Genomic DNA, 22,786 nt, shown 5'->3' with positions numbered 1-22,786 from the left:
CCGCGCGGCGGGGCTGCCGGCCGGCGGCCCCGCCCGGTCCCGCTAGCGGGGCGACAGCTCCCGGACCGCGGCGGCGAACAGGTCGCCGCGCTCGCCGTAGTTGGTGAACATGTCCATCGACGCGCAGGCCGGGGCCAGCAGCACCGTGTCACCCGATTGGGCGAGTGAGGCGGCCGTGCGGACCACCTCCGCCATCGCCACCGCGCCAGTCTGGCCCTCGGCCGCCTCGATCACCGGGACATCCGGCGCGTGTCGCGCCAGCGCCTCGCGGATCACCGCGCGGTCCTGGCCGATCAGCACCACGGCGCGCAGCCGCTCGGCCGCGCCCTGGACCAGGTCGTCGAAGGCGGCGCCCTTGGCCAGGCCGCCGGCGATCCAGACGATCGGCCGGTAGGCCGCCAGCGAGGCCGCGGCGGCGTGGGTGTTGGTGGCCTTGGAGTCGTCGATGTACGTGACCCCGTCGACCACGCCGACCTCGGCGATCCGGTGCGCGTCCGGGCGGAAGGCCCGCAGGCCCTCCCGGACGGCCTTGGCGTCCACGCCGTAGGCGCGGGCCAGGGCGGCCGCGGCGAGCGCGTTGGCGATGTTGTGCGGGGCCGGCGGGTTCACGTCCTCGACGGAGCCCAGCTCGGCGGCGTTCTTGGTCCGGTCCGGCACGAAGGCGCGGTCCACCAGCAGGCCGTCGACCAGGCCGAAGTTCGACGGGCCGGGCGCGCCGAGGCCGAAGCCGATCGCCCGGCAGCCCTCCTCGACGTCGGCCTCGCGGACCAGCGCCTCGGTGGCCGGGTCGGCCAGGTTGTAGACGCAGGCGACGACGTTGCCCTCGTAGATCCGGCCCTTGTCGGCGGCGTACGCCTCCATCGAGCCGTGCCAGTCCAGGTGGTCGGGGGCCAGGTTGAGCACGGCCGCCGCGTACGGGCGCAGCGAGGGCGCCCAGTGCAGCTGGTAGCTGGAGAGCTCGACGGCGAGCACCTCGTAGGGCTCCTCGGCGAGCACCGCGTCCAGGACGGAGACCCCGACGTTGCCGACGGCGGCGGTGCGCCGGCCGGCGGCGGTGAGGATCGAGGCGAGCATCTGGACGGTGGTGGTCTTGCCGTTGGTGCCGGTGACGGCCAGCCAGGGGGCGGGCTCGCCGGTGGACTCCAGCGGCCTGCGCAGGCGCCAGGCGAGTTCGACGTCGCCCCAGACCTCGGTGCCGGCCGCCTCGGCGGCGGCGAACAGCGGGCTGCTCGGCGGCCAGCCGGGCGAGGTGACGATCAGCCGGGTGCCCTCGGGCAGGCTGTCGCCGTCCTGGAGCCGGACGGTGATGCCCTCGGCCGCCAGCTCGTCGGCGCGGGCCTGCAGACCCGCGCCGGAGCCGCCGTCCACGACGGTGACCCGGGCGCCGAGGCCGTGCAGTGCGCGGGCGGCGCTGATGCCGGAGACCCCGAGTCCGGCGACGGTGACCGGCAGTCCGGTCCACTGGAGGTCGGTCATCCGGCAACCCATCCCGCGTAGAAGAGGCCGAGGCCGACCGCCACGCAGAGGCCCTGGATGATCCAGAACCGAACCACGATCAGGACCTCGCTCCAGCCCTTGAGTTCGAAGTGGTGCTGCAGCGGCGCCATCTTGAAGACGCGCTTGCCGGTCATCCGGAAGGATCCGACCTGGATGATCACCGAGAGGGTGATGATCACGAACAGGCCGCCGAGCAGCGCGAGCAGCAGCTCGGTGCGGGAGCAGATCGCCAGGCCGGCCAGCGCGCCGCCGAGGGCGAGCGAGCCGGTGTCACCCATGAAGATCTTCGCGGGCGAGGTGTTCCACCAGAGGAAGCCGAAGCAGGAGCCCATCAGGGCGGCGGCGACCACCGCGAGGTCCAGCGGGTCGCGGACGTCGTAGCAGCTGGCGGTGGCGGAGATCGTGTAGGCGCAGCTCTGCCCGTACTCCCAGACGCCGATGAAGGTGTAGGCGCCGAAGACCATCACCGAGGCGCCGGTGGCGAGGCCGTCCAGACCGTCCGTCAGGTTCACGCCGTTCGACATCGCGGCGATCATGAAGTACGCGAAGATGACGAACAGCACCGGGCCGATCGACCAGCCGAAGTCGCGTACGAAGGACAGGTGCTGGGAGGCCGGGGTGAGCCCGCGGCTGTCGCTGAACTGGAGCGCCAGGATCGCGAAGACCAGGGCCACGGCCGACTGGCCGACCAGCTTCGCCTTGGCCCGCAGGCCGAGCGAGCGGCGCTTGACGACCTTGATGTAGTCGTCCAGGAAGCCGACCAGGCCCAGGCCCACCGTCAGGAACAGCACCAGCAGCCCGGAGGCGGTCGGGGCCTCGCCCGTTATCGCCTTGGTCCCGAAGTACGCGATCAGCGTCGCCAGGATGAAGGCGATGCCGCCCATGGTGGGCGTGCCCTTCTTGCTGTGGTGCGCCTTGGGGCCGTCGTCGCGGATGTACTGCCCGTAGCCGTTCTTGGCGAGCAGCTTGATCAGGGCCGGGGTGCCGAGCAGCGACAGGACCAGACCGATGATGCCGGAGATGAGGACTTGCTTCATCATGATGCGGCACCGTCCGCGAGCAGTTCCTCGGCCACCTTCTCCAGACCCACCGAACGGGAGGCCTTCACCAGGACCACATCCCCCGGCTGAAGCTGACTGCGCAGCAGTTCGACCGCCGCGTCCGCGTCGGACACCAGCACCGACTCCTCACCCCACGAACCTTCGTTCCTCGCGCCCAGTTCCATACAGGCCGCCTCGCGTCCGCCGACCGCCACCAGCTTGGTGACGTCCAGCCGTACCGCGAGCCGCCCGATGGCGTCGTGCTCGGCCAGGCTCTCCTCGCCGAGCTCCCGCATCTCGCCGAGCACCGCCCAGGTGCGGCGGCGCTCCGGGCCGCGTCCCCCCATCGAGACCAGCGCCCGCAGCGCGGCCCGCATCGAGTCGGGGTTCGCGTTGTAGGCGTCGTTGACGACGGTGACACCATCGGCCCGGTCGACGACCTCCATGCGCCAGCGGGACAGCGCATCCGCCTCGCTCAGCGCTTCGGCGGTGTCGTCGACGGACATCCCGAGCTCCACCGCCACCGCAGCGGCGGCGAGGGCGTTCGAGACGTGGTGCTCACCGTACAGGCGCAGCTGCACGGGTGCGGAACCGGCCGGGGTGGTCAGCGTGAACGATGGCCGTCCGGTGGAGTCGAGGCGAACATCCTGCGCCCGGACGTGGGCCTCCCGGGACTCCCCGAAGAACACCACCCTGGCCCTGGTGCGGGAGGCCATCGCGCGCACCAGCGGGTCGTCGGCGTTGAGGATCGCCGCGCCGTCGGCGGGCAGCGCCTCGACGAGTTCGCCCTTGGCCTCGGCGATCGCCTCCTGGGAGCCGAACTCGCCGACGTGCGCGGTGCCGACGTTCAGCACCAGGCCGATCCGCGGCGGGGTGATCGAGGTCAGGTACTCGATGTCGCCCTTGTGCCGGGCGCCCATCTCCATCACCAGGTGCCGGGTGCCGGCCTCGACCCGCAGCGCGGTCATCGGGTGGCCGATCTCGTTGTTGAGCGAGCCGGGCGGGTAGACGGTCGGGCCGCGGCGCTGGAGCAGCTGGGCGATCAGGTCCTTGGTGCTGGTCTTGCCGGCCGAGCCGGTCAGCGCGACGACGGTGGTGTCGTCGGCGCGGGCGACCACGGCCCTGGCCAGCTTGCCGAGCGCGTCCACCACGCTGTCGACCAGCACGGCGGGCACGCCGACCGGGCGGGAGGCGAGCACCGCGACGGCGCCGGCCGCGACGGCGGTGTCGGCGTAGTCGTGGCCGTCCACGTGCTCGCCGACGAAGGCCGCGAACAGGCCGCCGGGCCGCACCTTTCGGGAGTCGACCTCGACCGGTCCGGTCACCACGGTGTCGGGGTCGGCGCCGTCCAGGGTGCCCCCGACTGCTGCGGCCACCTCTGCGAGGGTCAGTGCGATCACGGCTGGTCTACTCCTCCGGTGCCCCGGGCGGCCGTGGTCCGCACGATCGACTCGCGCAGCACCTCCCGGTCGTCGAAGGGGCGGATCTCGTCTCGTACGTACTGGCCGAGCTCGTGGCCCTTGCCGGCCACCAGCACGGTGTCCCCGGCCTGGGCGCGGGCGACCGCGAGCCCGATCGCCTCGGCCCGGTCGGGGACGACCAGGACGGCGCCCCGCTCGGCCTCGGGCACCGAGGCGGCGCCGGTCAGCATGGTGGCGAGGATCGCCAACTGGTCCTCGCTGCGCGGGTTGTCGCTGGTCAGCAGGGCGGTGTCGGCGAGCCGGGCGGCGATGGCGCCCATCGGGCCGCGCTTGTGCGGGTCGCGGTCGCCGCCGCACCCGACGACGACGTGCAGCCGGCCCTTGGTGACCTCGCGCAGCGAGCCGAGGACGGCCTGCAGGGCGTCCGGCTTGTGCGCGTAGTCGACCACCGCGACGAACGGCTGGCCGGCGTCCACCCGCTCCAGCCGGCCGGGCACCCCGGGTACCGCGGCGATCCCGGCGACGGCCTGCTCCAGCGGCAGTCCGGCGGTGACCAGCAGGGTGATCGCGGCCAGCGCGTTGGCGACGTTGAACGGGCCGGGCAGCGGCACGGAGGCGTCCGCCTCGGCGCCGTCGGGGCCGAGCACCCGGAAGGTGGAGCCGACCGGGCCGAGCTGGACGTCCACGGCCCGCCAGTGGGCCTCGGGCGCGCCGGTCGCGGAGAACGAGGTGATCGGGATCTTCGCCTCGGCGGCCAGCCGGCGCCCGTACGCGTCGTCCAGGTTGACCACGCCGCTCCGGGACTTTCCGGGCTGGAACAACCGGGCCTTGGCCTGGAAGTAGTCCTCCATGTCCGGGTGGAAGTCGAGGTGCTCGGGGGTGAGGTTGTTGAACAGGGAGACGTCGTAGACCACGCCGTCGGTGCGGCCGTAGACCAGCGCGTGGCTGGAGACCTCCATGGTCACCGCGTCCGCGCCGCGCTCGCCCATCACCGCGAGGATCGCGTGCAGGTCGGTGGCCTCGGGGGTGGTCCGCTCGCTCTTGATCCGCTCGGTGCCGACCCGCATCTCGACGGTGCCGATCACCCCCGGGCTGCGCCCGGCGCCGAGCAGGCCGCCCTCGACCAGGTAGGAGGTGGTGGTCTTGCCGTTGGTGCCGGTCAGCCCGATCATCAGCAGCCGCTCGGAGGGCCGGCCGTAGACGGCGGCCGCCAGCTCGCCCATCCGGGCCCGGGGCCGGTCGACCAACAGCAGCGGCAGGCCGGTGTCGGCCGCCAGCTCGGCGCCCGCCGGGTCGGTGAGCAGCGCCACCGCGCCCGCCGCGGCGGCCTGGCCCGCGAAGGCCGCGCCGTGGTGGTTGGCGCCCGGGAAGGCCACGTACACATCGCCGGGGCGCACCGCGCGGGCGTCGTGGGTGACGCCGGTGACCGGGCCCCCCTCGACGGGCGCGAGGCCCAGCAGACGGGCCAGCTCGGCGAGCGGCAGGGCCCCGGCCCGGGCGGGGCGCGGCGGGCTCACGGTGATTTGATCGGGTTTCGGCACGGCGGGAAGGCTATCCGCCGAAGGGTGTCCAGGGCCAAACCGGGCCTTCGCCGCGCCGTCGTCCAAACCGGCCCGCTTGTCGTTCATGGTCGATCACGGCTTCCAGTCGACGGCCAGGTTGGGGGCCTCGCTACCGCTCGGCGGGACCTGCAGGGTCTTCAGCGTGAACTCCATCACCTGCTTGAACACCGGCCCGCAGAGCTGGCCGCCGAAGTGGCCGTTGACCGGGTCCTGGATGGTGCAGGAGACGGTGACCCGGGGCGCGTCGGCCGGGGCGAAGCCGATGAAGGAGGCGGTGTAGCCGCGGTATCCGCCGGTCTTCGGGTCCACCCGATCGGCGGTGCCGGTCTTGCCGGCCACCCGGTAGCCGGGGATGGCGGCCTTGCCGCCGGTGCCCTGCTCGTCGGAGACCACCGACTCCAGCATCTCGGTGAGGGTCCTGGCGGTCTCCTCGCTGACCACCCGGGTCTGCGTACCGGGCGCGGCCGGGGTGTACCGGCCGTCCGGCGAGGTGGTGCCCTGGACGACGCCGGGCGCCACCCGCACACCGCCGTTGGCGATGGTGGAGTACACCGAGGTCGCCTGCATGGCGCTGACCGACAGGCCCTGGCCGAACGGGATGGTGAACTGCTTGGAGGCCTTCCAGTCCTCGGGCTTCTCCAGCAGTCCGGCCGTCTCGCCGGGGAACCCGAGCCCGGTGGTCTCGCCGAGGCCGAACTTGCGCAGGTAGTCGTAGAGGATCTTGTTGGACTCCGGCTGGGTGGCGCCGAGCTGCTCGGCGGCCTCGATGGTGCCGATGTTGGAGGACTTGGCGAGCACCCCGGCGAGGGTCAGGTACCAGGTCTCGTGGTTGACGTCGTCCTTGAACTCCTGGCCGCCGCGGACCAGCCGGTTGGGGACGGTGACCTTGGTGTCCCAGGTGGCCTTTCCGGCGTCCAGCACGGCGGCCATGGTCAGCAGCTTGGCGGTGCTGCCGGGCTCGTAGACGTCCTGGAGGGCCGCGTTGCCGAGCTGGCCCGGCTTGGCCGAGCGCAGGTCGTTGGGGTTGAGGCCGGGCGAGGTGGCCATCGCGAGGACCTGGCCGGTCTTCACGTCCTGGACGACGACATAGCCCTTCTCCGCCCCGGCGTTGGCGACCTGGTCGGTGATGGCGCGCTGGGCGGCCCACTGGATGTCCCGGTTGACGGTCAGCCGCAGGTCGGTGCCGGGCACGGCCGGGTCCAGCGAGCCCCCGGCGGTGGGCACCAGCCGGCCGCCCGCCTGGGCGTAGCTGCTCCGGCCCTCCTTGCCGGCCAGCACCGACTGGTACTGCGACTCCAGACCGCCCGCGCCCTCGCCCTCGGCGTTGACGAAGCCGACCAGGTTGGAGGCCAGCCCGTCCGAGGGGTAGACGCGCTTCTGGGTCTCCCGGTTGAAGACGCCGGCCAGCGGGTTGACGCACTCGTTGTCCAGCCTGGTCCGCCCGCCCTCCTCGGTGGACTTGTTGAGCAGCCGCCGCTGGGCGGCGCAGGCCTTGGAGCCGGCCTGCCGCTCCAGGCTCGACTTGAGGTCGCTGATCTGGTTCTTGGTGTCCGGGGTCTGCTGCGCGGCGAGCCGCTTGTAGCGGGTCTTGGGGGTGTGCAGGTCCGCGGCGATCTTCTCCTTGGGCACGCCCAGGATCGGCGCCAGCAGCGCGGCGGCCTGCTCGGGGGCGTCCGGGATGCCGGAGGCCTCCGGGGTGAACATGGCCGGATCGGCGGTGATGTCGTACGCGTCGACGGTGGTGGCCAGCGCCACGCCGTCGGCGGTCGTTATCGAGCCGCGCTCGGCCGTGATCGGGATGTTCTGGTAGCGGTTGGTGTTGGCGTCGGCGGCCAGGGCGTCCGAGTCCAGCAGCTGGAGCTGGATCAGGCGGCCGGCGAAGACCGAGAACACCAGCGACATGACCACGGTGATGACCCGCAGTCGGCGGCGCGGGTCGGCCAGTCGGATCGCCTTCGGCTGCGGGCGCAGCGGCGGGCGGGGCTTCGGACGGGCCTTGGCCGGCGCCTGGCCGCGGGCGGGCGGGCGGCCCTCCGGGCGGCGCTGCTGCGGGGTCCGCGGGGTCCGGGCGGCGGCGGCCTTCGGGTCCCGGCCCTGGGCGGGCTGGGCCTTCGGGGGCTGCTTGGCCCGGGCGGGCTGCGGCTTCGCGGGCTGGGCCTTGCCGGGCTGCGCCTTGGGGGCCTGCGGCCTGCCGGGCTGGGCCCGGTCGCCCTGGGCCCGGTCGCTCTGGCCGCGGGGTGCCTGGCGGGGCGGGGCGCCCTTGGCCACCGGACGGCGGCCGCCGGTGCCGCCGGACCCGCCGGAGGGCTGTCGGGGTGTGCTCATCGGCCAGCACCCCCGCTCGGGGCGGCCGGCGCCACCGGGTTGATCTGGACGGTGGTGTCACCGCCGGCCGGGGCGGTCGGCTGGGCGCCCGGCTTCGGCTGCCCGCCCGGCCACGGCTCGGTGGTGGAGCGCTTGACCGGTGGGTTGTCCTGGGCCGCGCCGGGTTTGCCGAGCACCGTGCCGTCCTCCTGGAGGAAGGCCATGCCGCCGGCCGGCACCATCCCCAGCTCGCGGGCCCGGCGCTCCAGCGCGTCCGGTGCGGAACCCTGGTCGATCTGGTGCTGGAGGCCCTGCTGCTCGTCCGTCAGCACGGTGGTCTGCTTCTGCAGCCTGGACAGCTCGAAGGAGCCCTCGTTGAGCGCGGTGTTCAGCGCCAGCAGTCCGAGCAGGCCCGCCGTCAGCAGGACCACCACCAGGACCGCGAAGGGCGTCCGTCCCCGGACGGGTCGCCGCCCCGGCCGGACCGTGATCCGTGCCCTGCCCTGACCGGGGAGCACGCCGCTCCCCGCCCGGGCCCGTCCGCCCCGCCCGCCCTCGGGCAGGAGGGGCCCACCGCCAACCACCGGCGCCACCACTGTGTTCTTCCTCCGCCCCTCGGACCGCCCGTTGCCTGGTCAGCGCCGGGTGCTTCGGTCCCTGATCCTCTCCGCCACCCGCAGCCGCACGGGTGCGGCACGCCGGTTCTCCTCGATCTCCTCCTCGGTGGCCATCTCGGCACCGCGGGTGATCAGCTTCAGCCAGGGCTGGTGCTCCTCCGGGACGAACGGCAGCCCGGGCGGGGCCGTGGTGGTCGCCCCGGCCGCGAAGTACTGCTTGACCAGGCGGTCCTCCAGCGATTGGTAGGACATCACGGCGATCCGCCCGCCCAGTGCCAGCACGTCCAGCGCGCCCGGGATCGCCCGGTCCAGCACCTCCAGCTCGCCGTTGACCTCGATCCGCAGCGCCTGGAAGGTGCGCTTGGCCGGGTTCCCGCCGGTGCGCCGGGTGGCGGCCGGGATGGCGTTGCGTACCAAATCCACCAGACGCGCGCTCGTGGTGAACGGTTCCTTCTCGCGCTCCCGCACGATCACCGAGGCGATCTTCCCGGCGAACCGCTCCTCGCCGTAGACCTTGAGGATCCGGGCCAGCTGGCCGTGGGTGTAGGTGTTCAGCACCTCGGCCGCGCTCAGCCCCCGGGTCTGGTCCATCCGCATGTCGAGCGGGGCGTCCTGGGCGTACGCGAAGCCGCGCTCGGCCTCGTCCAGCTGCATCGAGGAGACGCCGAGGTCGAACAGGACGCCCTGGATCTCGGGGATGTCCAGGCGCTCCAGCACCTCGGGGATCTCGTCGTAGACGGCGTGCACCAGGGTGGCGCGGTCTCCGAAGGGGGCCAGCCGCTCGCCGGAGAGCTTGAGCGCCGCCGGGTCGCGGTCCACCGCGACCAGCCGGACCTCCGGGAACTGGGTCAGCAGGGCCTCGCTGTGCCCGCCGAGGCCGAGGGTGGCATCGACCACCACCGCGCCCGGTCGCGAGATCGCCGGGGCGAGCGCGTCCATGCACCGCTGCAGCATCACGGGGACGTGCTTGGGGGCCGGATCGTTGGTGCTCATGCGCTGTGGCGCCCTTCTTCGGTGCGAAGCCGCCCGAGGTCCGGGAGCTTCGACCATTTTGGCCCACCGCGCACCGGAGCCGACGCAAGGGCCTGCGGCCGGGCGGACGCGGCCCGTGGTCCCCGCCCGCTCACTGGGGAAGATCGTGACCGCCCGGCACCGGGGAAGGTGCGCCAGGAGGCACGGGAGCGGGTGGAGGCCACGGGCCGCGTCGGCCGCCGCACCGACCGGAAAAGGCCCGGTTGACGGGCCCCGGCGGCTGTGCTCCACTGCGCCGCAACTCTATCGCCCACGCCCCGTCAGTCAATGGCCCGCTCCGGCGCACCACCCAGGCGGCGGTACGGATCACCGCAGGTCGCGGCCGTCCGGTGCGGCCCGTCGGGGGCGGCCCCCGGTCCGCGCGGCGCCCCCGCGCGCCCCTGCCCGCGCGGCCGCCGTACGCCGCCCGCACCAGGGACGGGCAAACCCGGACAGAACGCCCCACCGGGCCCGGCCGTTGTCGATATGCACTCGGTCACAGCCTCGCGCTCTGTAGGCCTCGGCCCCACCATCGGCAGCGGAATCGCACTAACGTCTCCGATATGACAGTGACCCCCGACCGGCCCACGCCGACCGCCGCTGCCGACACCACCGGATCCGACATCATCGACCGCTTCGTCTCGGCCAACCGCGAGTACGCGGTGACCTTCCGAGACGGCGGCATGGACGCCCGCCCCGTCCAGAAGGTCACCGTGGTGGCCTGCATGGACGCCCGACTCGACCTGTTCGCGGCGCTCGGCCTCGAACTGGGCGACGCCCATGTCATCCGCAACGCCGGCGGCGTCGTCACGGACGACACCATCCGCTCCCTCACCATCAGCCAGCGCGCCCTGGGCACCCGCTCGATCGCGCTGATCCACCACACCGGCTGCGGCCTGCTCGGTCTCACCGAGGACTTCCGCCGCGAGCTGGAGCAGGAGGTCGGCCAGCGCCCGCAGTGGGCGGTCGAGTCCTTCGTCGACCTCGACAGCGACGTCCGCCAGTCCATGCAGCGGGTGCGCACCTCGCCCTTCCTGCTGCACACCGACGACGTCCGCGGCTTCGTCTTCGACGTCCACACCGGGCTGCTCCGCGAGATCCACTGAGCCCGGCCGTCCCGTGGGCCCGGCCAGCGTCGTCCGGGCCTCCGCCGGGGTGATCCCCCGGCAACCCCGCCGCGCCCGACCGGCGTTGCCCGCGGATCCGCCGCCCCTCCCCGCCGTCCGGTCGACGCCTGCGCGCCGCCCCGCCGGTGTTTCCCCCGTGCTTCCGGGCCGGATGGTGACTTCTGGCCACCGGCCGGGGGAGAATGCGCCTGCCGGTCAGGCCCCGAACCACCTGGGGCGGCCAGGCCGCAGGCCACACCCCGGTACCGGCTCCCCCACGGAACCGCTCCCGGAGGGGCCGCGTCAAGCATGGGGTGGGGGCCCGCCTCGGGGTGAGGGGGGCACGGTGTGCCAGGGAGCGTACGGGTGACGAGCTACAACGATCAGGCCGGTCTTGAGGGTCGTGCGGGGGGCGACCAGGGGGCCGACGGGTACCACCGGGTCGGCCTGCCCGAGCTCGGCGCCGTCGTGGACCGGGTGCGGGCCAACATCGAGAGCGTCATCGAGGGCAAGCCGGAGGCCGTCCGGATCGCGCTGACCGTCATGCTCGCCGAGGGCCACCTGCTGCTGGAGGACGTGCCGGGCGTCGGCAAGACCATGCTGGCCAAGGCGCTGGCCAGGTCCGTCGACTGCACCGTGCGGCGCATCCAGTTCACGCCCGACCTGCTGCCCTCGGACGTCACCGGCACCAACATCTACGACCAGCAGCAGCGCGACTTCGAGTTCCGCCCGGGTGCGATCTTCGCCCAGATCGTGGTCGGCGACGAGATCAACCGGGCCTCGCCCAAGACCCAGTCCGCGCTGCTGGAGTCGATGGAGGAGCGCCAGGTCACCATCGACGGCACCAGCTACGAGCTGCCCTCGCCGTTCATGGTGGTGGCCACCCAGAACCCGGTCGAGATGGAGGGCACCTACCCCCTCCCGGAGGCCCAGCGGGACCGCTTCATGGCCCGGATCTCGATGGGCTACCCGAGCCCCGAGGCCGAGTTCGCCATGCTCGACGTGCACTCCGGCGCCAGCCCGCTGGAGGACCTCCAGCCGGTCGCGCACGCCGCCGACATCCTCAAGCTGATCGAGCTGGTGCGCACCGTGCACATCGCGGACCCGGTCCGCCGCTACGCCGTCGACCTGGTCTCCGCCACCCGCACCAGCCCCGAGCTGCGCCTGGGCGCCTCGCCGCGCGCCACCCTGCACCTGGTGCGGGCGGCCCGCGCCGCCGCCGCGCTGGACGGCCGCGACTACGTCACCCCGGACGACATCCAGCGCCTGGCCGTCCCGGTGCTCGCGCACCGGCTGATGCCGACCGCCGAGACCCAGCTCAGCCGCCGCACCTCCGAGCAGATCGTGGCCGACCTGGTCGCCCGCCTGCCGCTGCCGCGCCCGCAGGGCGGCCCGGCCGTCCGGAGGGGCTGAGGTGGGCCCGTCCGACGCACCGTCGGGCCTGCGCGCCGGCCTGCGCGGCCTCACCACCCGGGGCCGCTCCTTCCTCGCCGCCGGCGTGACGGCGGTGATCTGCGCGTACCTGCTCAACCAGGACGCGCTGCTGCGCGTCGGCGTGCTGCTCTCCGCACTGCCGCTGGCGGCCGCACTGCTGCTGGCCAACACCCGCTACCGGGTGGCCAGCGGCCGGCGGCTCAGCCCGCGCCGCGCCGTGGCCGGCCAGGAGGCCCGGGTCCACCTGCGGGTCGACAACGTCTCCCGGGTGCCCACCGGCCTGCTGCTGCTGGAGGACAAGGTCCCGTACGTGCTCGGGCCGCGCCCGCGCTTCGTGCTGGACCGGGTCGAGCCGCACGGCAACCGCGAGGTCTCCTACCGGGTCCGCTCCGACCTGCGCGGCCGCTACCCGCTCGGACCGCTCCAGCTGCGGCTGTCCGACCCGTTCGGCATGTGCGAGGTGAATCGTTCGTTCGCCGCCTCCGACGTGCTCACCGTGGTGCCGCAGGTCCAGGCCCTGCCGCAGGTGCGGCTGAGCGGCGAGTGGGCGGGGCAGGGCGACAGCCACACCCGCAGCCTCGCGCTGGCCGGCGACGACGACGTGATCCTGCGCGAGTACCGCCCCGGCGACGACCTGCGCCGGGTGCACTGGAAGTCCACCGCCAAGTACGGCGAGCTGATGGTGCGCCGCGAGGAGCAGCCCCAGCGGGCCCGGGCCACCGTCCTGCTGGACACCCGGGAGGCGGGCCACCGGGGCAGCGGTCCGGCCTCCTCCTTCGAGTGGGCGGTCGGCTGCGCCGCCTCGGTCGCCGTCCACCTGCTGGAGCGCGGCTACCAGACCCGCCTGCTCACCGACATCGGCCACAGCGTGCCCGGACCGGACGCGGGCGGCCGGAGCAGCGCCGCCGACACCTCGGGCCTGATCCTCGACGCGCTCGCGGTGGTCGACCTCTCCGACGGCGGCGGGCTGTCCCGCGCCGAGGAGCCGCTGCGGGCCGGGGGCGAGGGCCTGCTGGTCGCCGTCCTCGGCGAGCTCGACGAGCCGCAGACGGCCCGGCTGGCCAGGCTGCGCAACCGCACCGGCGGCGCCGTGGCCTTCGTCCTGGACACCGGCACCTGGGCCGGCCTGCGGCTGCTCGCCCCGGAGACCGGCGGCGACGAGTTTCGCGCCCGGGTCCAGCAACTGCGCGAGGCCGGCTGGACGGTCCTGCCCGTCCGCGCCGGGGACTCCGTCCCCGACCTGTGGCGGGCCGCCGACCGCACCGAGGCGCCCTCCCCCTACCGACAAGGAGCCGGTGCGTGACCGCTCGGGCCAAACTGACCGGGTACTCGGCGCTGGCCACCGCACTGGCCGCGCTCTGCCTGACCCCGCTGCTCACCACCAAGGGCTGGATCACCCACGCCTTCCTGGTGATCGCCGTCATCGCCGCGGCCGGCGCCGGCCTGCGCCGGACGCCCTTCTACCGCTGGACGGTGCCGGTCGGGCAGCTGGCCGTCCTGTTCCTGCTGCTGCTGATCGGCTTCGCCGCGGACGGCGCCCTCTGGGGCGGCCTGATCCCCGGGCCGCAGTCGCTGCGCACCCTGGACCACGTGCTCTCGACCGGCCTGGACGACATCCAGGAGTACGCCATCCCGGCACCGCCGAACGCGGGCCTGCGGCTGATCCTGGTCGCCTCGGTCGGCCTGATCGCCATCGTCGTGGACGCCGTCGCGGTGACCTACCGGCGCTCCGCGCTGGCCGGGCTCCCGCTGCTGGCGCTCTTCTCGATCGGCAACGGGCTGGCCGGCAACGGCGGCGGCTGGCTCTGGTTCGCCCTCGCGGCCGGCGGCTACCTGCTGCTGCTCTTCGCCGAGGGCCAGGACCGGATCTCCCGCTGGGGGCGGGTCTTCCGCGGCAGCTCGCGCGGTACCGAGGGCGGCGGCGCGCTCAGCCTCGGCGGCCAGCGGGTCGGCGTGCTGGCACTGGCGGTCGCGCTGCTGCTGCCGGCCTTCCTGCCGCGCTGGGACTTCGGCCTGATCCGCGGCAACGGCGGCCCCGCCGCCGCCGGCGGCCTCGGGGGCGGGGCCGTCACCACCCTCGACCCGCTGGTCACGCTCGCCTCCAACGTGACCAAGTCCAGCAACGACGAGCTGCTCACCTACACGATGGACGGCTCCCTCGCCGACACCGCCTACCTGCGCACCGGCTCGCTGGACGCGTTCGACGGCACCGAGTGGAAGCTCAGCGGGTCCGGCACGGCCGACCTCCGGGAGACCCTCCCCCTCCCCGAGGGGCAGAGCGACCTCAACGTGCTGTCCGTCCCCGGCGAGTTCCGGATCAGCGACCGGCTGGACTCGGCCTGGCTGCCGATGCCGTACCCGGCCAAGAGCGTCACCGTCCCCAGGTTCTCCGACTGGAAGCTCGACACCCTCACCGGCAGTGTGCTGCCCGCCAGGGACAAGCCCAACGCGATCAAGGGCCTGAGCTACAAGGTCACCGCCCTGGACGTCCGGCCCACCGCCACCGAGCTGCGCCAGGCCGGCGCGGCCCCGGCGAGGATCGCCGAGCGCTACACCGAGCTGCCCAAGGACCTGCCGCCGGTGGTCCGGGAGCAGGCGATCGCCGTCACCAGGAAGGCCGCGACCCCGTACGACAAGGCGCTCGCGCTGCAGGACTGGTTCACCGGCCCGGACTTCACGTACACCACCGCGATCAAGGGCGGATCCGGCAACGCGGCGATCGAGACCTTCCTGCGGGACCGCAAGGGCTTCTGCGTGCACTTCGCCTCCACCATGGCGGCGATGGCCCGCAGCCTGAACATCCCCGCCCGGGTCGCGGTCGGCTTCACCCCCGGCGAGGCCAAGGGCGCCGACCGGTACGTGGTGACCGGGCTGATGTACCACGCCTGGCCCGAGCTCTACTTCCAGGGCTACGGCTGGATGCGCTTCGAGCCCACCAAGAGCCGCGGCGTGGAGCCCCGATACACCGACCCGGTCGCCGCCCCCGTCACCGCGCCGACCCAGCAGCCGACCGCCCTCCCGCAGAGCACGGCGCCCGTGCCGGTGCCCTCCAGCAGCAGCGACTGCGACGCGAAGCTGCGCCGAACGGGTGACTGCGGGGACCAGAAGAAGGCCTCCGACGGTGCCGCCGCGGAGTCCTGGCTGCTCTCCGGGCAGGTGCTCGGCACCCTCGGCGGTGTCCTGCTGCTGATCGCCCTGCTGCTCACCCCGATGGTCTGGCGGACGCTGCTGCGCCGTCGCCGGCTCGGCGCGGGCGGCCGGCGCCGACCCGGCGCGGACGGCGCGGCGGAGCTCACCGACGCACAGGTGCTGGCCGCCTGGGAGGAGTTGACCGACTCCGCCTGGGACCTCGGCATCCCGCCGGACGACTCGCGCACCCCGCGCTCGGCCGCCCGCCGGATCGCCGAGACCGCCGAGCTCGACGAGACCTCGGCCGCCGCCGCCGGGCGGGTGGCGCTGGCCACCGAGCGGGTGCTCTACGCCCGGTCCGCCGAGGTCGCCGCCCCGCTGGCGGCGGACGTCCGGACCGCCAGGAACGGCCTGCGGGCCGGGGCCAAGCGGACCGAGCGGGTCCGCGCGGTGCTGCTGCCGCCCTCCTCGGCCAAGCTGTGGTGGCGGACGGCCGACGCGGTGCTGGCCGCCCGGCTGGCAGGCCGCCGCCGGGTCGGCCGGGTGACCGGGGCCGTCACCGGACCGGTCCGCCGGGCCTGGGGGAGGCTGCGCCGGAGCGGGCGGAAGCCCTCCTGAGCACGGCGCACGGACAGATGCCGAGGGCGGGCAGTCGAATCGATTCGACTGCCCGCCCTCGGCATCTGTCGTTCAGCGGGGTTTCAGAGACCGCTCTGCTCGTCCCGGCGGCGCTGCCAGCGCTGCTCCACCCGGTCCATCATCCCGGCCTTGCGGCGGGGCGCGGCGGCCGGGCGGGGGCCCGAGCCCTGTCCGGCGGGCCCGCGCCGCCAGCCCGTGACGGCGAAGACCGCACATCCGAGCATCACCAGGAAGCCGACGATGCTGACCCAGATCTGGTCGGGGACGACCATGCCACCCATCAGCAGGCCGACGCCGACCACGAAGCCCGCCACGGCCAGGTAGACCCGCCGACGGGTGTAGGTGCGCAGCCCGGTTCCCTCAAGCGCCGACGCGAATTTGGGATCTTCGGCATACAGCGCTCGCTCCATCTGGTCGAGCAGTCGCTGCTCGTGCTCCGAGAGCGGCACGGAGTCCTCCTACTCGTCGGTCGCGGATGCGACCGGTCCACCGCCCCGGTCGGGGTGGCAAAGTCCAATCAGCCTTCAGAACAAACGGTCGGACGCCTGTGCGGAGGACCCGGCCCGTGTCGTCCATATGCCCCATGCATCCGGCTGTCATGCTTTCCGGCTTTACCCAGATCATACGGTCCAGGGTCCCGTTGCGGGGTGGTCGGCCACGCGTGGGCCGGGCCACTTCAGCGGGTCCTGGGCTGCACTGGGCTCAACGCGGCGGCCCCCGGACAAGTGCCCGACCCGATGGAATCGGCCGGGAGCTGGGGAGCTTCCGAGGAGACGGGGAGGAGATGGTCGGGAGACCGGCCGGGGAACGGCCGCCGGACGGCCGGTGGACGGGTGTGCGAAGCGAGGGCCGCCCAGGGCTCTCGGGGCGGCCCTCGCTCGGCGGCTCAGGCCAGGGTGGCGAGCAGGTGCAGCTGGGTCGCGACGGCGTGGAAGGCGGGCTGCCCGGCGGCGGCCTCCTCCAGCTTGAGCAGGGCGTCCAGCGCGCCGGGCTCGGCGTCCACCAGTACGCCGGGCACCAGGTCGGCGAAGACCCGCACGCCGTGCACCGACTCCACCCGCAGGCCGGCGCCGGTCGCCAGGCGGGCGAGCTCGTCGCCGGTGAAGCGGCGCGGCATCGGGTCGCCCTCGCCCCAGCGGCCGTCCACGGCCTCCAGGACGGTTCGAGCATCGTTGAAGTGGCCGGCGAGCGCGCGTGCCAGCACCGCGCCGTTGCGGTTGGCCGCCAGCAGGCTGACCAGGCCGCCGGTGCGCAGGGTGCCGGCCAGGCTGCCGAGCGCGTCGGCCGGGTCGTCCACGACCTCCAGCACGCCGTGGCAGAGCACCGCGTCGACGCTCTTCGGGGCGACCAGCTCGGGCAGCGTCTGGGTGTCGCCCTGGACGGCGCGGACCAGGTCGGTCACCCCGGCCTCGGCGGCCCGGCGCTCCAGCGCGAACAGCGCGTCCGGGCTGGGGTCGACCACGGTGACGCGGTGGCCGAGCCGCGCGACCGGCACGGCGAAGTTGCCGGTGCCGCCGCCGGTGTCGACCACGTCGAGCACGGGCTGGTCCAGCTCGGCGGCCCGCTTCTCCAGGGCCGCCCGCACCACCTCCCACACCACGGCGGTACGCAGGGCGCTGCGGGGACGCGTCGGGTACACGGTGGAACTCCTTGGCACGTGCAGATCGATCTGGATGCCACCACCTTAGACCGGCCGGGCGCCCGGGCCGCGCCGCTGGTCACCGGGCACGCCCCGGGTCGGACCGCCCGGCGCCCGCTACCCCGCGCCCTCGTCGAGCGGCAGCCGCGGGGCCGGCGGCCGCGGATGCAGGCCGAGCAGGCGTTCGACCAGTCGTAGGAAGAGTGCGGAGTTGCGGATCAGGTCGTCGGCGTCCCGGGCCGAGGCGGCGCCGCGGATCCCGGCCTCGGCGGCGGCCCGGCGGCGGGCGCCGGCCGCGAAGTAGACGGCCCACTCGGCGAGCTCCGGCGCCATCTCGGGCAGGACCTCCCAGGCGCTGCGGATGGCCTTGCGCCGGCGGGGGCTCTTCTCCGGGCGGCCGCGCACCGCGAGCACCGCCGCGACGGTGCGCAGCGCCGCGAGGTGCGCGGCGGCGTAGCGCTCCAGCGGGTCCTCCAGGTCGCGGGCCCGGGCGAGGGTGCGGTGCGCGTCGGTCAGCAGGTCGAGGGCGGCGGGCGGGGCGCCGACCCGGCGCAGCACCGGGTGGACGTCCCCGGCGGGGCGGCGGTCGGCGGGTTGGGCGGCGGAGTGGAGGCGGGCGGTGACGGGCTCCGGGTGGCTGATGGTCATGGTCTCCCCCGATCCGAGGCAGCGCACGGGCCGGGTGGTCCGTACCCCTCCATCGTGAAGGGCACCACTGACAACGGGCTCCGGTGGATTCGCATGCCCGTACCGGTCTCGGACACGGGTGCGGGCGGCACCCGGCCGCCGGCTACCCCCGTCCCGGTCCCGCCGTCTGCCGCCGCCCCGAACCTGCCGCAGCGCCGTCCCCCCAGGGCGGCGCTGCGGAACTCCCCGGGTAGCCGGTCCCCCCGGCGCGCTCCGCCGCCCCGTGTCGGCGGTGCGCGGACCCTGACCGGCTCCGGTGCGGACCCCTCGATGCCCTCCGCCGGCCTTCCCCGACCGGGTGGACGACACCTGTCCGCGTCCCGGGCCGAGGCGCCCGACGCGCCGCTGTCCCGGTGCCACTACTTTCCCGTCTGCGCAGGTCGGAGGCCATCCGTTGAGGTACTCAACCGCGTTTCTGAGTATCCGTACTCAGTTCCCCCCGGTGCCCCGGCCTCCCGGTGCCCCGGTCCCCGATGCCCCGGTCCCCGATGCCCCGGGCCTGGGCCGGGAACCGGGCGGCGCCCGCCGCGCGTCCCGGTACGGTACGGCGAGACCGGGCGTACCGGTCGGCACTGCAAGGAGGGGACCGATGTCGATCCTTCCGCTGATCTTCACCAGCGGGCTGGCCAGCGGGATCAACGCGTACGCCGTGGTGCTGCTGCTCGGCCTGCTGGGCCGCTTCGCCGACGCGGAGTCGGTGCCGGCCGCGCTGGAGCGCACCGACGTGCTGATCGCCGCCGGCGTGCTGTTCCTGCTGGAGGCGGTGGCCGACAAGATCCCGTACGTGGACTCGCTCTGGGACACCGTCCACACCGTGATCCGCCCGATCGCGGGCGCCACCGTCGGCGCGCTGCTGGCCAGTGCCGACCCCGGCTCGCTCGGCGAGGTCGCGGCTGGCGCGATGGGCGGCACCACGGCGCTGGTCAGCCATCTGGTGAAGGCCTCGCTGCGGATGGCGGTCAACACCTCGCCCGAGCCGGCCAGCAACATCGCGGTCAGCCTGGCCGAGGACGTCTCGGTCGCCGCCCTGGTCACCCTGGCGATCTTCCACCCCTGGCTGGCCGCCTCGATCTCCGCGGTGCTGCTGGCCGTCGGACTGCTGCTGGTCTGGTTCGCGATCAGCCGGATCCGCCGGTTCCGGGCCCGCCGCCGCGAGCGCCGGGCCGCCCGCGCGGCGGGCACCCGTCCGGAGCAGGGGGCTTACGCGCCATAGGATCGGGTGCCATGGCACGGATCGTCATCATCGGCGCAGGAATGAGCGGGCTCGCGGCGGCCTCCCGGCTGGCCACCCTCGGACACCGGGTCACGGTCTGCGAGGCGGGCGGCACCTACGGCGGCATGGTCGGCCGGTACGAGCGCGACGGCTTCGCGTTCGACACCGGCCCTGGCCTGCTCACCCTCCCCGCGGTCTACCGCGACCTGGCGCTGAAGACCGGCCGGGAGCCGCTGGAGGAGCTGGTCGAGCTGACCCCGGTCGACCCGGAGAGCCGGCACCTGTTCCCCGACGGCACCGGCCTGCTGCTGCCCAACGCCTCCCGCGGCGGTGTGATCCAGGCCCTGGACGCTGCGTTCGACCCCGGCTCGGGCGCGCGCTGGAGCGAGGTGATGAACCACGGCCGGACGGTGTGGGAGGCCACCCGGCGCCCCCTGCTGGAGGAGCCCCTCCCCGCCGACCCGACCCCGCTCCACACCGATCCGTACCCCGCCCCGCCCCGCAGGGGCCTGGCCCGGCTGCGCCGCGCGCCCTGGACCCTCGCCGACGTGGCCGCCCGCGAGCTCGGCGGCCACCCGGGGCTCACCGCCCTGCTGCACGAGCACGCGCTGCGCTTCGGCCTCGATCCGCGGACCGCTCCGGCGAGCGCGACGGTGCTGCCGTACATGGAGCAGTCCTTCGGCGTCTGGTACGTCGGCGGCGGCATCCGCGCACTGGCGGACGCGGTGTACCGCCGGTGCGAGCAGCGCGGAGTGGCGTTCCGCTTCGAGAGCCCGGTCGAGGAGGTGCTGCTCGACGGGGGGCGCGCGGTGGGCGTCCGGTTGGCGAAGGGCGGGGAGCTGCCCGCCGACGTGGTCGTCTCGGCCGCCGACACCCGGACCTCCCGCATCACCGGCATCACCGACACCGGCCCGCAGCCCCTCGGGGAGGCGCCGCCGCCCGGCCGGCTCTGCGTGCTGCTCGCCCTGCGCGGCGCCCGGCCGGCCGGTACCGCGCACCGGACGGTGGTGCACGCCACCGACCCCGCCGCGGAGGCGGCCGCGGTCTTCGACGGCCTCCCGCCGGCGGACCGGCCGACCGTGCAGGTCCTGCGTCCTGACGATCCGTCGCTGCGGCCGGACGGTGCGCACGAGAGCGTCGTCCTCACCGCCACGGTGGGGACCACCGGCACCGACTGGTCCGACCCGGCCGTCGGCGAGCGCTGCGCCGACCGGATGGTCGCCGCCGTGGAGGCCGCCGGGATCCCGCTGCGCGACCGGATCCTGTGGCGGGTCGTCCGCACCCCCGCCGACACCGAGCGCGAGACGGGCGCCTGGCGCGGCTCCGTCCCCCGCCCCGCCCTGGCCGGCCTGCACGGCGGGTACCTCCAGGCGGCCAACGAGCCGGCCCCGGGCCGCTATCTGATCGGCGGCACCGCACACCCCGGCGGCGGCCTGGCCCGGGTCGGCATGTCCGCCTGCGTCGCGGCCAACCTGATCGGGCCCGCGTAGGGCCTGTCCGGCCCGACGTCCGTCGCGGGCCCGGGCCGGGTCAGCCCTGCTGCTGCCAGGTGGGCTGCTGCTGGTAGCCGTAGTCGTAGGCCTGCTGCGCGGGGATGCCCTGCTCGGGCTGCCACTGCTGCTGTTCCGGCTGCTGTTGCTGCTGCTCGTAGCCGTACGCGTCCGGCTGGGCCTGCTGCTGGTAGCCGCCGTACTGGTCCTGCTGCGGGGCGTAGCCTCCGTACGGATCCTGCTGGGGCTGCTGCTGGTAGCCGCCGTAGCCCTGGTCGTAGGCGAAGGCGGGCTGCTGCTGGCCCTGCCACTGCTGCTGCTGTTGCTGCTGTTGCTGCTGCTCGTAGCCGAAGGCGTCCGGCTGAGGCTGCTGCTGCTGGACGTCGTAGCCGGACTGGTAGGCCCCGGCGTAAGGGTCCTGGGCGGGCTGCTGCTGCTCGTAGTACCCGGCGGCGTAGACGCCGTCCTGGGTGAGCTCCTGCATCTGGAAGGCGGCGGTCTGCTCGACGGCCGGGACGTCCTCCGCGACCGCGACGGGAGCGGCCACCACGGCCTCCTCGACCGCGCCGACCTCGCCGATCCGGTCCGCTGCCACCGCGGCGGCCGCCACGGCCGCCGCCCCGCCGGTCAGGGCGCCGAGCAGCGGGACCTTGGCGAGCGGGCCGGGCAGGGTCCCGTCCGGCTTGCGCAGCGACCAGCCGGACCCGTAGCCGCGCTTCACGGAGAGGGTGACGAAGACCTGGCCGACCGCGAACATCGCCGCGCCCGCGCCGATCACCACGACGGAGCCGAGCGCCATGCCCCCGGCCACCCCGAGGAACCCGGCCAGGGCGAGGGCCCGCCAGTGCAGCGGGGCCCGGTTCTGCAGCAGCAGCTCGGCCACCAGCCAGAGCGCCACCACCGCCAACGCGCCGTACAGCAGCAGGTATCCGATGCCCATCCGCCCGCTACCTCCGAGTCGCGTGCCCGCGCCCGCCGCGCGTGTGCGGCGACTGTACCGGTTCAACGGCCCGGGCACCGCATCGCGTTCCCGCCCGGCTCGGGCGGGAGCCGGGCAGGCCGCGTACGGACGGCTCAGCGCTGGTGCAGGCCGAGGTTCTGGTAGATCTCCAGCGTCGCCGTCGAGTGGTTGAGCGTGATGAAGTGCAGCCCGGGTGCGCCCTCGGCGAGGAGGCGCTCGGACATCGCGGTGGCGTGCTCCATGCCGACCTCGCGCAGCGCCGCCGGGTCGTCGACCACGGCCCGCAGCCGGGACTCCAGCTCGGCCGGGAAGGCCGCCCCGCTCAGCTGGGGGAACCGGTCCAGCTGCTTGGCGTTCGTGACCGGCATGATCTCCGGGATGATCGGCGTCGCGCAGCCGGCCGCCGCGACCCGGTCGCGCAGCCGCAGGTAGTCGTCGACCTCGAAGAACATCTGGGTGATCGCGTAGTCGGCCCCGGACCGGATCTTCGCGACGAAGTGGCGGATGTCCTCGTCCCAGTCGGTCGAGCGCGGGTGCATGTTCGGCGAGGCCGCGACACCCACGCAGAAGTCGCCGATGCCCTTGATCAGCTCGACCAGCTCGTACGCGTACGTGACGCCCTGCGGGTGGCTGACCCACTCGCCCATCGGGTCGCCGGGCGGGTCGCCCCGCACCGCGAGGACGTTGCGCACCCCCTGGTCGGCGTACTGGCCGATGATGTTGCGCAGCTCGGCGATCGAGTGGTCCACCGCCGTGAGGTGGGCGACCGGGGTCAGCGTGGTCTCGGTGGCGATCCGGCCGACGATGTTGACCGTGCGCTCGCGCGAGGAGCCTCCCGCCCCGTACGTCATGCAGACGAAGTTGGGGTCGAGCGGTTCGAGCCGCCGGATGGCGTCCCACAGCCGCTGCTCGCCGACCTCGGTCCGCGGGGGCATGAACTCGAAGGAGAAGGACCGCTTGCCGGCCGCCAGGAGCTCGCGAACCGTCAGCGCGCGGTCTGGTCTGGTGGAAGCGATACCGAGTGCCATGCTGGCAG

The 22,786-nt window shown here is 74.3% G+C and carries 18 protein-coding genes; 6 read left to right on the top strand and 12 right to left on the bottom strand.

Annotation, left to right across the window (positions count from 1 at the left end):
* Positions 1-42 precede the first annotated feature (42 nt).
* The 7 genes from murD to rsmH form a co-directional block, all read right to left on the bottom strand.
* Positions 43-1,476, bottom strand: coding sequence for a UDP-N-acetylmuramoyl-L-alanine--D-glutamate ligase (gene murD, locus ACGFZP_RS02335; protein ID WP_392927704.1), 1,434 nt, complete (start codon positions 1,474-1,476; stop codon positions 43-45).
* Complete coding sequence (gene mraY, locus ACGFZP_RS02330) at positions 1,473-2,534, bottom strand: phospho-N-acetylmuramoyl-pentapeptide-transferase (protein WP_392928307.1); 1,062 nt, start codon at positions 2,532-2,534, stop codon at positions 1,473-1,475. The genes murD and mraY overlap by 4 nt, the downstream gene beginning before the upstream one ends.
* Positions 2,534-3,937: a UDP-N-acetylmuramoyl-tripeptide--D-alanyl-D-alanine ligase gene (gene murF, locus ACGFZP_RS02325; RefSeq protein ID WP_392927702.1), complete on the bottom strand. Its 1,404-nt coding sequence runs from the start codon at positions 3,935-3,937 to the stop codon at positions 2,534-2,536. Before murF ends, mraY begins: the two co-directional genes overlap by 1 nt.
* Positions 3,934-5,586, bottom strand: coding sequence for a UDP-N-acetylmuramoyl-L-alanyl-D-glutamate--2,6-diaminopimelate ligase (locus tag ACGFZP_RS02320; RefSeq protein ID WP_392927700.1), 1,653 nt, complete (start codon positions 5,584-5,586; stop codon positions 3,934-3,936). Before ACGFZP_RS02320 ends, murF begins: the two co-directional genes overlap by 4 nt.
* 6 nt (positions 5,587-5,592) lie before the next feature.
* The gene (locus ACGFZP_RS02315) at positions 5,593-7,845 is read right to left on the bottom strand and encodes a penicillin-binding transpeptidase domain-containing protein (RefSeq protein ID WP_392927698.1); all 2,253 of its coding nucleotides are present in this window, start codon (positions 7,843-7,845) and stop codon (positions 5,593-5,595) included.
* Positions 7,842-8,342, bottom strand: coding sequence for a septum formation initiator family protein (locus ACGFZP_RS02310; protein WP_392927696.1), 501 nt, complete (start codon positions 8,340-8,342; stop codon positions 7,842-7,844). The genes ACGFZP_RS02315 and ACGFZP_RS02310 overlap by 4 nt, the downstream gene beginning before the upstream one ends.
* Positions 8,343-8,459: 117 nt before the next feature.
* Positions 8,460-9,434 carry a 16S rRNA (cytosine(1402)-N(4))-methyltransferase RsmH gene (gene rsmH / locus ACGFZP_RS02305; RefSeq protein WP_392927694.1) on the bottom strand — a complete coding sequence of 325 codons (975 nt, stop codon included), beginning with the start codon at positions 9,432-9,434 and terminating at the stop codon, positions 8,460-8,462.
* Positions 9,435-10,015: 581 nt separating this feature from the next.
* Between rsmH and ACGFZP_RS02300 the strand changes: the two genes are divergently transcribed.
* The 4 genes from ACGFZP_RS02300 to ACGFZP_RS02285 all read left to right on the top strand — a co-directional run bounded on the left by ACGFZP_RS02300 (position 10,016) and on the right by ACGFZP_RS02285 (position 15,739).
* Entirely contained in the window at positions 10,016-10,558 is a 543-nt protein-coding gene (locus ACGFZP_RS02300; RefSeq protein ID WP_387940444.1) for a beta-class carbonic anhydrase, read from the top strand.
* 447 nt (positions 10,559-11,005) lie between these two features.
* Entirely contained in the window at positions 11,006-11,971 is a 966-nt protein-coding gene (locus tag ACGFZP_RS02295; protein WP_392928305.1) for an AAA family ATPase, read from the top strand.
* 1 nt (position 11,972) lies between these two features.
* Positions 11,973-13,295: a DUF58 domain-containing protein gene (locus ACGFZP_RS02290; RefSeq protein ID WP_392927692.1), complete on the top strand. Its 1,323-nt coding sequence runs from the start codon at positions 11,973-11,975 to the stop codon at positions 13,293-13,295.
* Positions 13,292-15,739 (top strand): transglutaminaseTgpA domain-containing protein, encoded by a 2,448-nt coding sequence (locus ACGFZP_RS02285; RefSeq protein WP_392927690.1) that lies wholly within the window; start codon positions 13,292-13,294, stop codon positions 15,737-15,739. Before ACGFZP_RS02290 ends, ACGFZP_RS02285 begins: the two co-directional genes overlap by 4 nt.
* 83 nt (positions 15,740-15,822) lie before the next feature.
* Here ACGFZP_RS02285 and ACGFZP_RS02280 read toward each other — a convergent pair whose 3' ends face one another.
* The 3 genes from ACGFZP_RS02280 to ACGFZP_RS02270 form a co-directional block, all read right to left on the bottom strand.
* Positions 15,823-16,209, bottom strand: coding sequence for a DUF3040 domain-containing protein (locus ACGFZP_RS02280; protein WP_387940438.1), 387 nt, complete (start codon positions 16,207-16,209; stop codon positions 15,823-15,825).
* 437 nt (positions 16,210-16,646) lie between these two features.
* Positions 16,647-17,399: a methyltransferase domain-containing protein gene (locus ACGFZP_RS02275; RefSeq protein WP_392927689.1), complete on the bottom strand. Its 753-nt coding sequence runs from the start codon at positions 17,397-17,399 to the stop codon at positions 16,647-16,649.
* Positions 17,400-17,516: 117 nt separating this feature from the next.
* Positions 17,517-18,047, bottom strand: a complete 531-nt coding sequence (locus ACGFZP_RS02270) for an SAV_6107 family HEPN domain-containing protein (RefSeq protein WP_392927687.1) — start codon at positions 18,045-18,047, stop codon at positions 17,517-17,519.
* A gap of 628 nt (positions 18,048-18,675) precedes the next feature.
* Between ACGFZP_RS02270 and ACGFZP_RS02265 the strand changes: the two genes are divergently transcribed.
* On the top strand, positions 18,676-19,299 hold the full coding sequence (locus tag ACGFZP_RS02265) for a DUF4126 domain-containing protein (protein WP_392927686.1): 624 nt from the start codon (positions 18,676-18,678) through the stop codon (positions 19,297-19,299).
* An 11-nt stretch (positions 19,300-19,310) separates the two neighbouring features.
* On the top strand, positions 19,311-20,789 hold the full coding sequence (locus tag ACGFZP_RS02260) for a phytoene desaturase family protein (protein ID WP_392927684.1): 1,479 nt from the start codon (positions 19,311-19,313) through the stop codon (positions 20,787-20,789).
* A 40-nt stretch (positions 20,790-20,829) separates the two neighbouring features.
* Here the strand turns inward: ACGFZP_RS02260 and ACGFZP_RS02255 are convergent, their stop codons facing one another.
* Entirely contained in the window at positions 20,830-21,729 is a 900-nt protein-coding gene (locus tag ACGFZP_RS02255) for a hypothetical protein (protein ID WP_392927683.1), read from the bottom strand.
* 134 nt (positions 21,730-21,863) lie between these two features.
* On the bottom strand, positions 21,864-22,778 hold the full coding sequence (gene metF, locus ACGFZP_RS02250; protein ID WP_392927681.1) for a methylenetetrahydrofolate reductase [NAD(P)H]: 915 nt from the start codon (positions 22,776-22,778) through the stop codon (positions 21,864-21,866).
* Positions 22,779-22,786: the final 8 nt, after the last annotated feature.

It is taken from the genome of Kitasatospora sp. NPDC048239, from assembly GCF_043202015.1.
Taxonomy (GTDB): domain Bacteria; phylum Actinomycetota; class Actinomycetes; order Streptomycetales; family Streptomycetaceae; genus Kitasatospora.
The sequence above is the reverse complement of the archived record's forward strand: the minus strand, read 5'-3'. Positions and strand labels throughout refer to the sequence as shown.

Excerpts from the sequence above, each read along its gene's own strand:
- murD (WP_392927704.1), bottom strand. The coding sequence starts at position 1,476 with ATGACCGACCTCCAGTGGACCGGACTGCCGGTCACCGTCGCCGGACTC.
- mraY (WP_392928307.1), bottom strand. The coding sequence starts at position 2,534 with ATGAAGCAAGTCCTCATCTCCGGCATCATCGGTCTGGTCCTGTCGCTG.
- ACGFZP_RS02320 (WP_392927700.1), bottom strand. The coding sequence starts at position 5,586 with ATGAACGACAAGCGGGCCGGTTTGGACGACGGCGCGGCGAAGGCCCGG.
- ACGFZP_RS02315 (WP_392927698.1), bottom strand. The coding sequence starts at position 7,845 with ATGAGCACACCCCGACAGCCCTCCGGCGGGTCCGGCGGCACCGGCGGC.
- rsmH (WP_392927694.1), bottom strand. The coding sequence starts at position 9,434 with ATGAGCACCAACGATCCGGCCCCCAAGCACGTCCCCGTGATGCTGCAG.
- ACGFZP_RS02300 (WP_387940444.1), top strand. The coding sequence starts at position 10,016 with ATGACAGTGACCCCCGACCGGCCCACGCCGACCGCCGCTGCCGACACC.
- ACGFZP_RS02270 (WP_392927687.1), bottom strand. The coding sequence starts at position 18,047 with ATGACCATCAGCCACCCGGAGCCCGTCACCGCCCGCCTCCACTCCGCC.
- ACGFZP_RS02265 (WP_392927686.1), top strand. The coding sequence starts at position 18,676 with ATGTCGATCCTTCCGCTGATCTTCACCAGCGGGCTGGCCAGCGGGATC.
- ACGFZP_RS02260 (WP_392927684.1), top strand. The coding sequence starts at position 19,311 with ATGGCACGGATCGTCATCATCGGCGCAGGAATGAGCGGGCTCGCGGCG.
- ACGFZP_RS02255 (WP_392927683.1), bottom strand. The coding sequence starts at position 21,729 with ATGGGCATCGGATACCTGCTGCTGTACGGCGCGTTGGCGGTGGTGGCG.
- metF (WP_392927681.1), bottom strand. The coding sequence starts at position 22,778 with ATGGCACTCGGTATCGCTTCCACCAGACCAGACCGCGCGCTGACGGTT.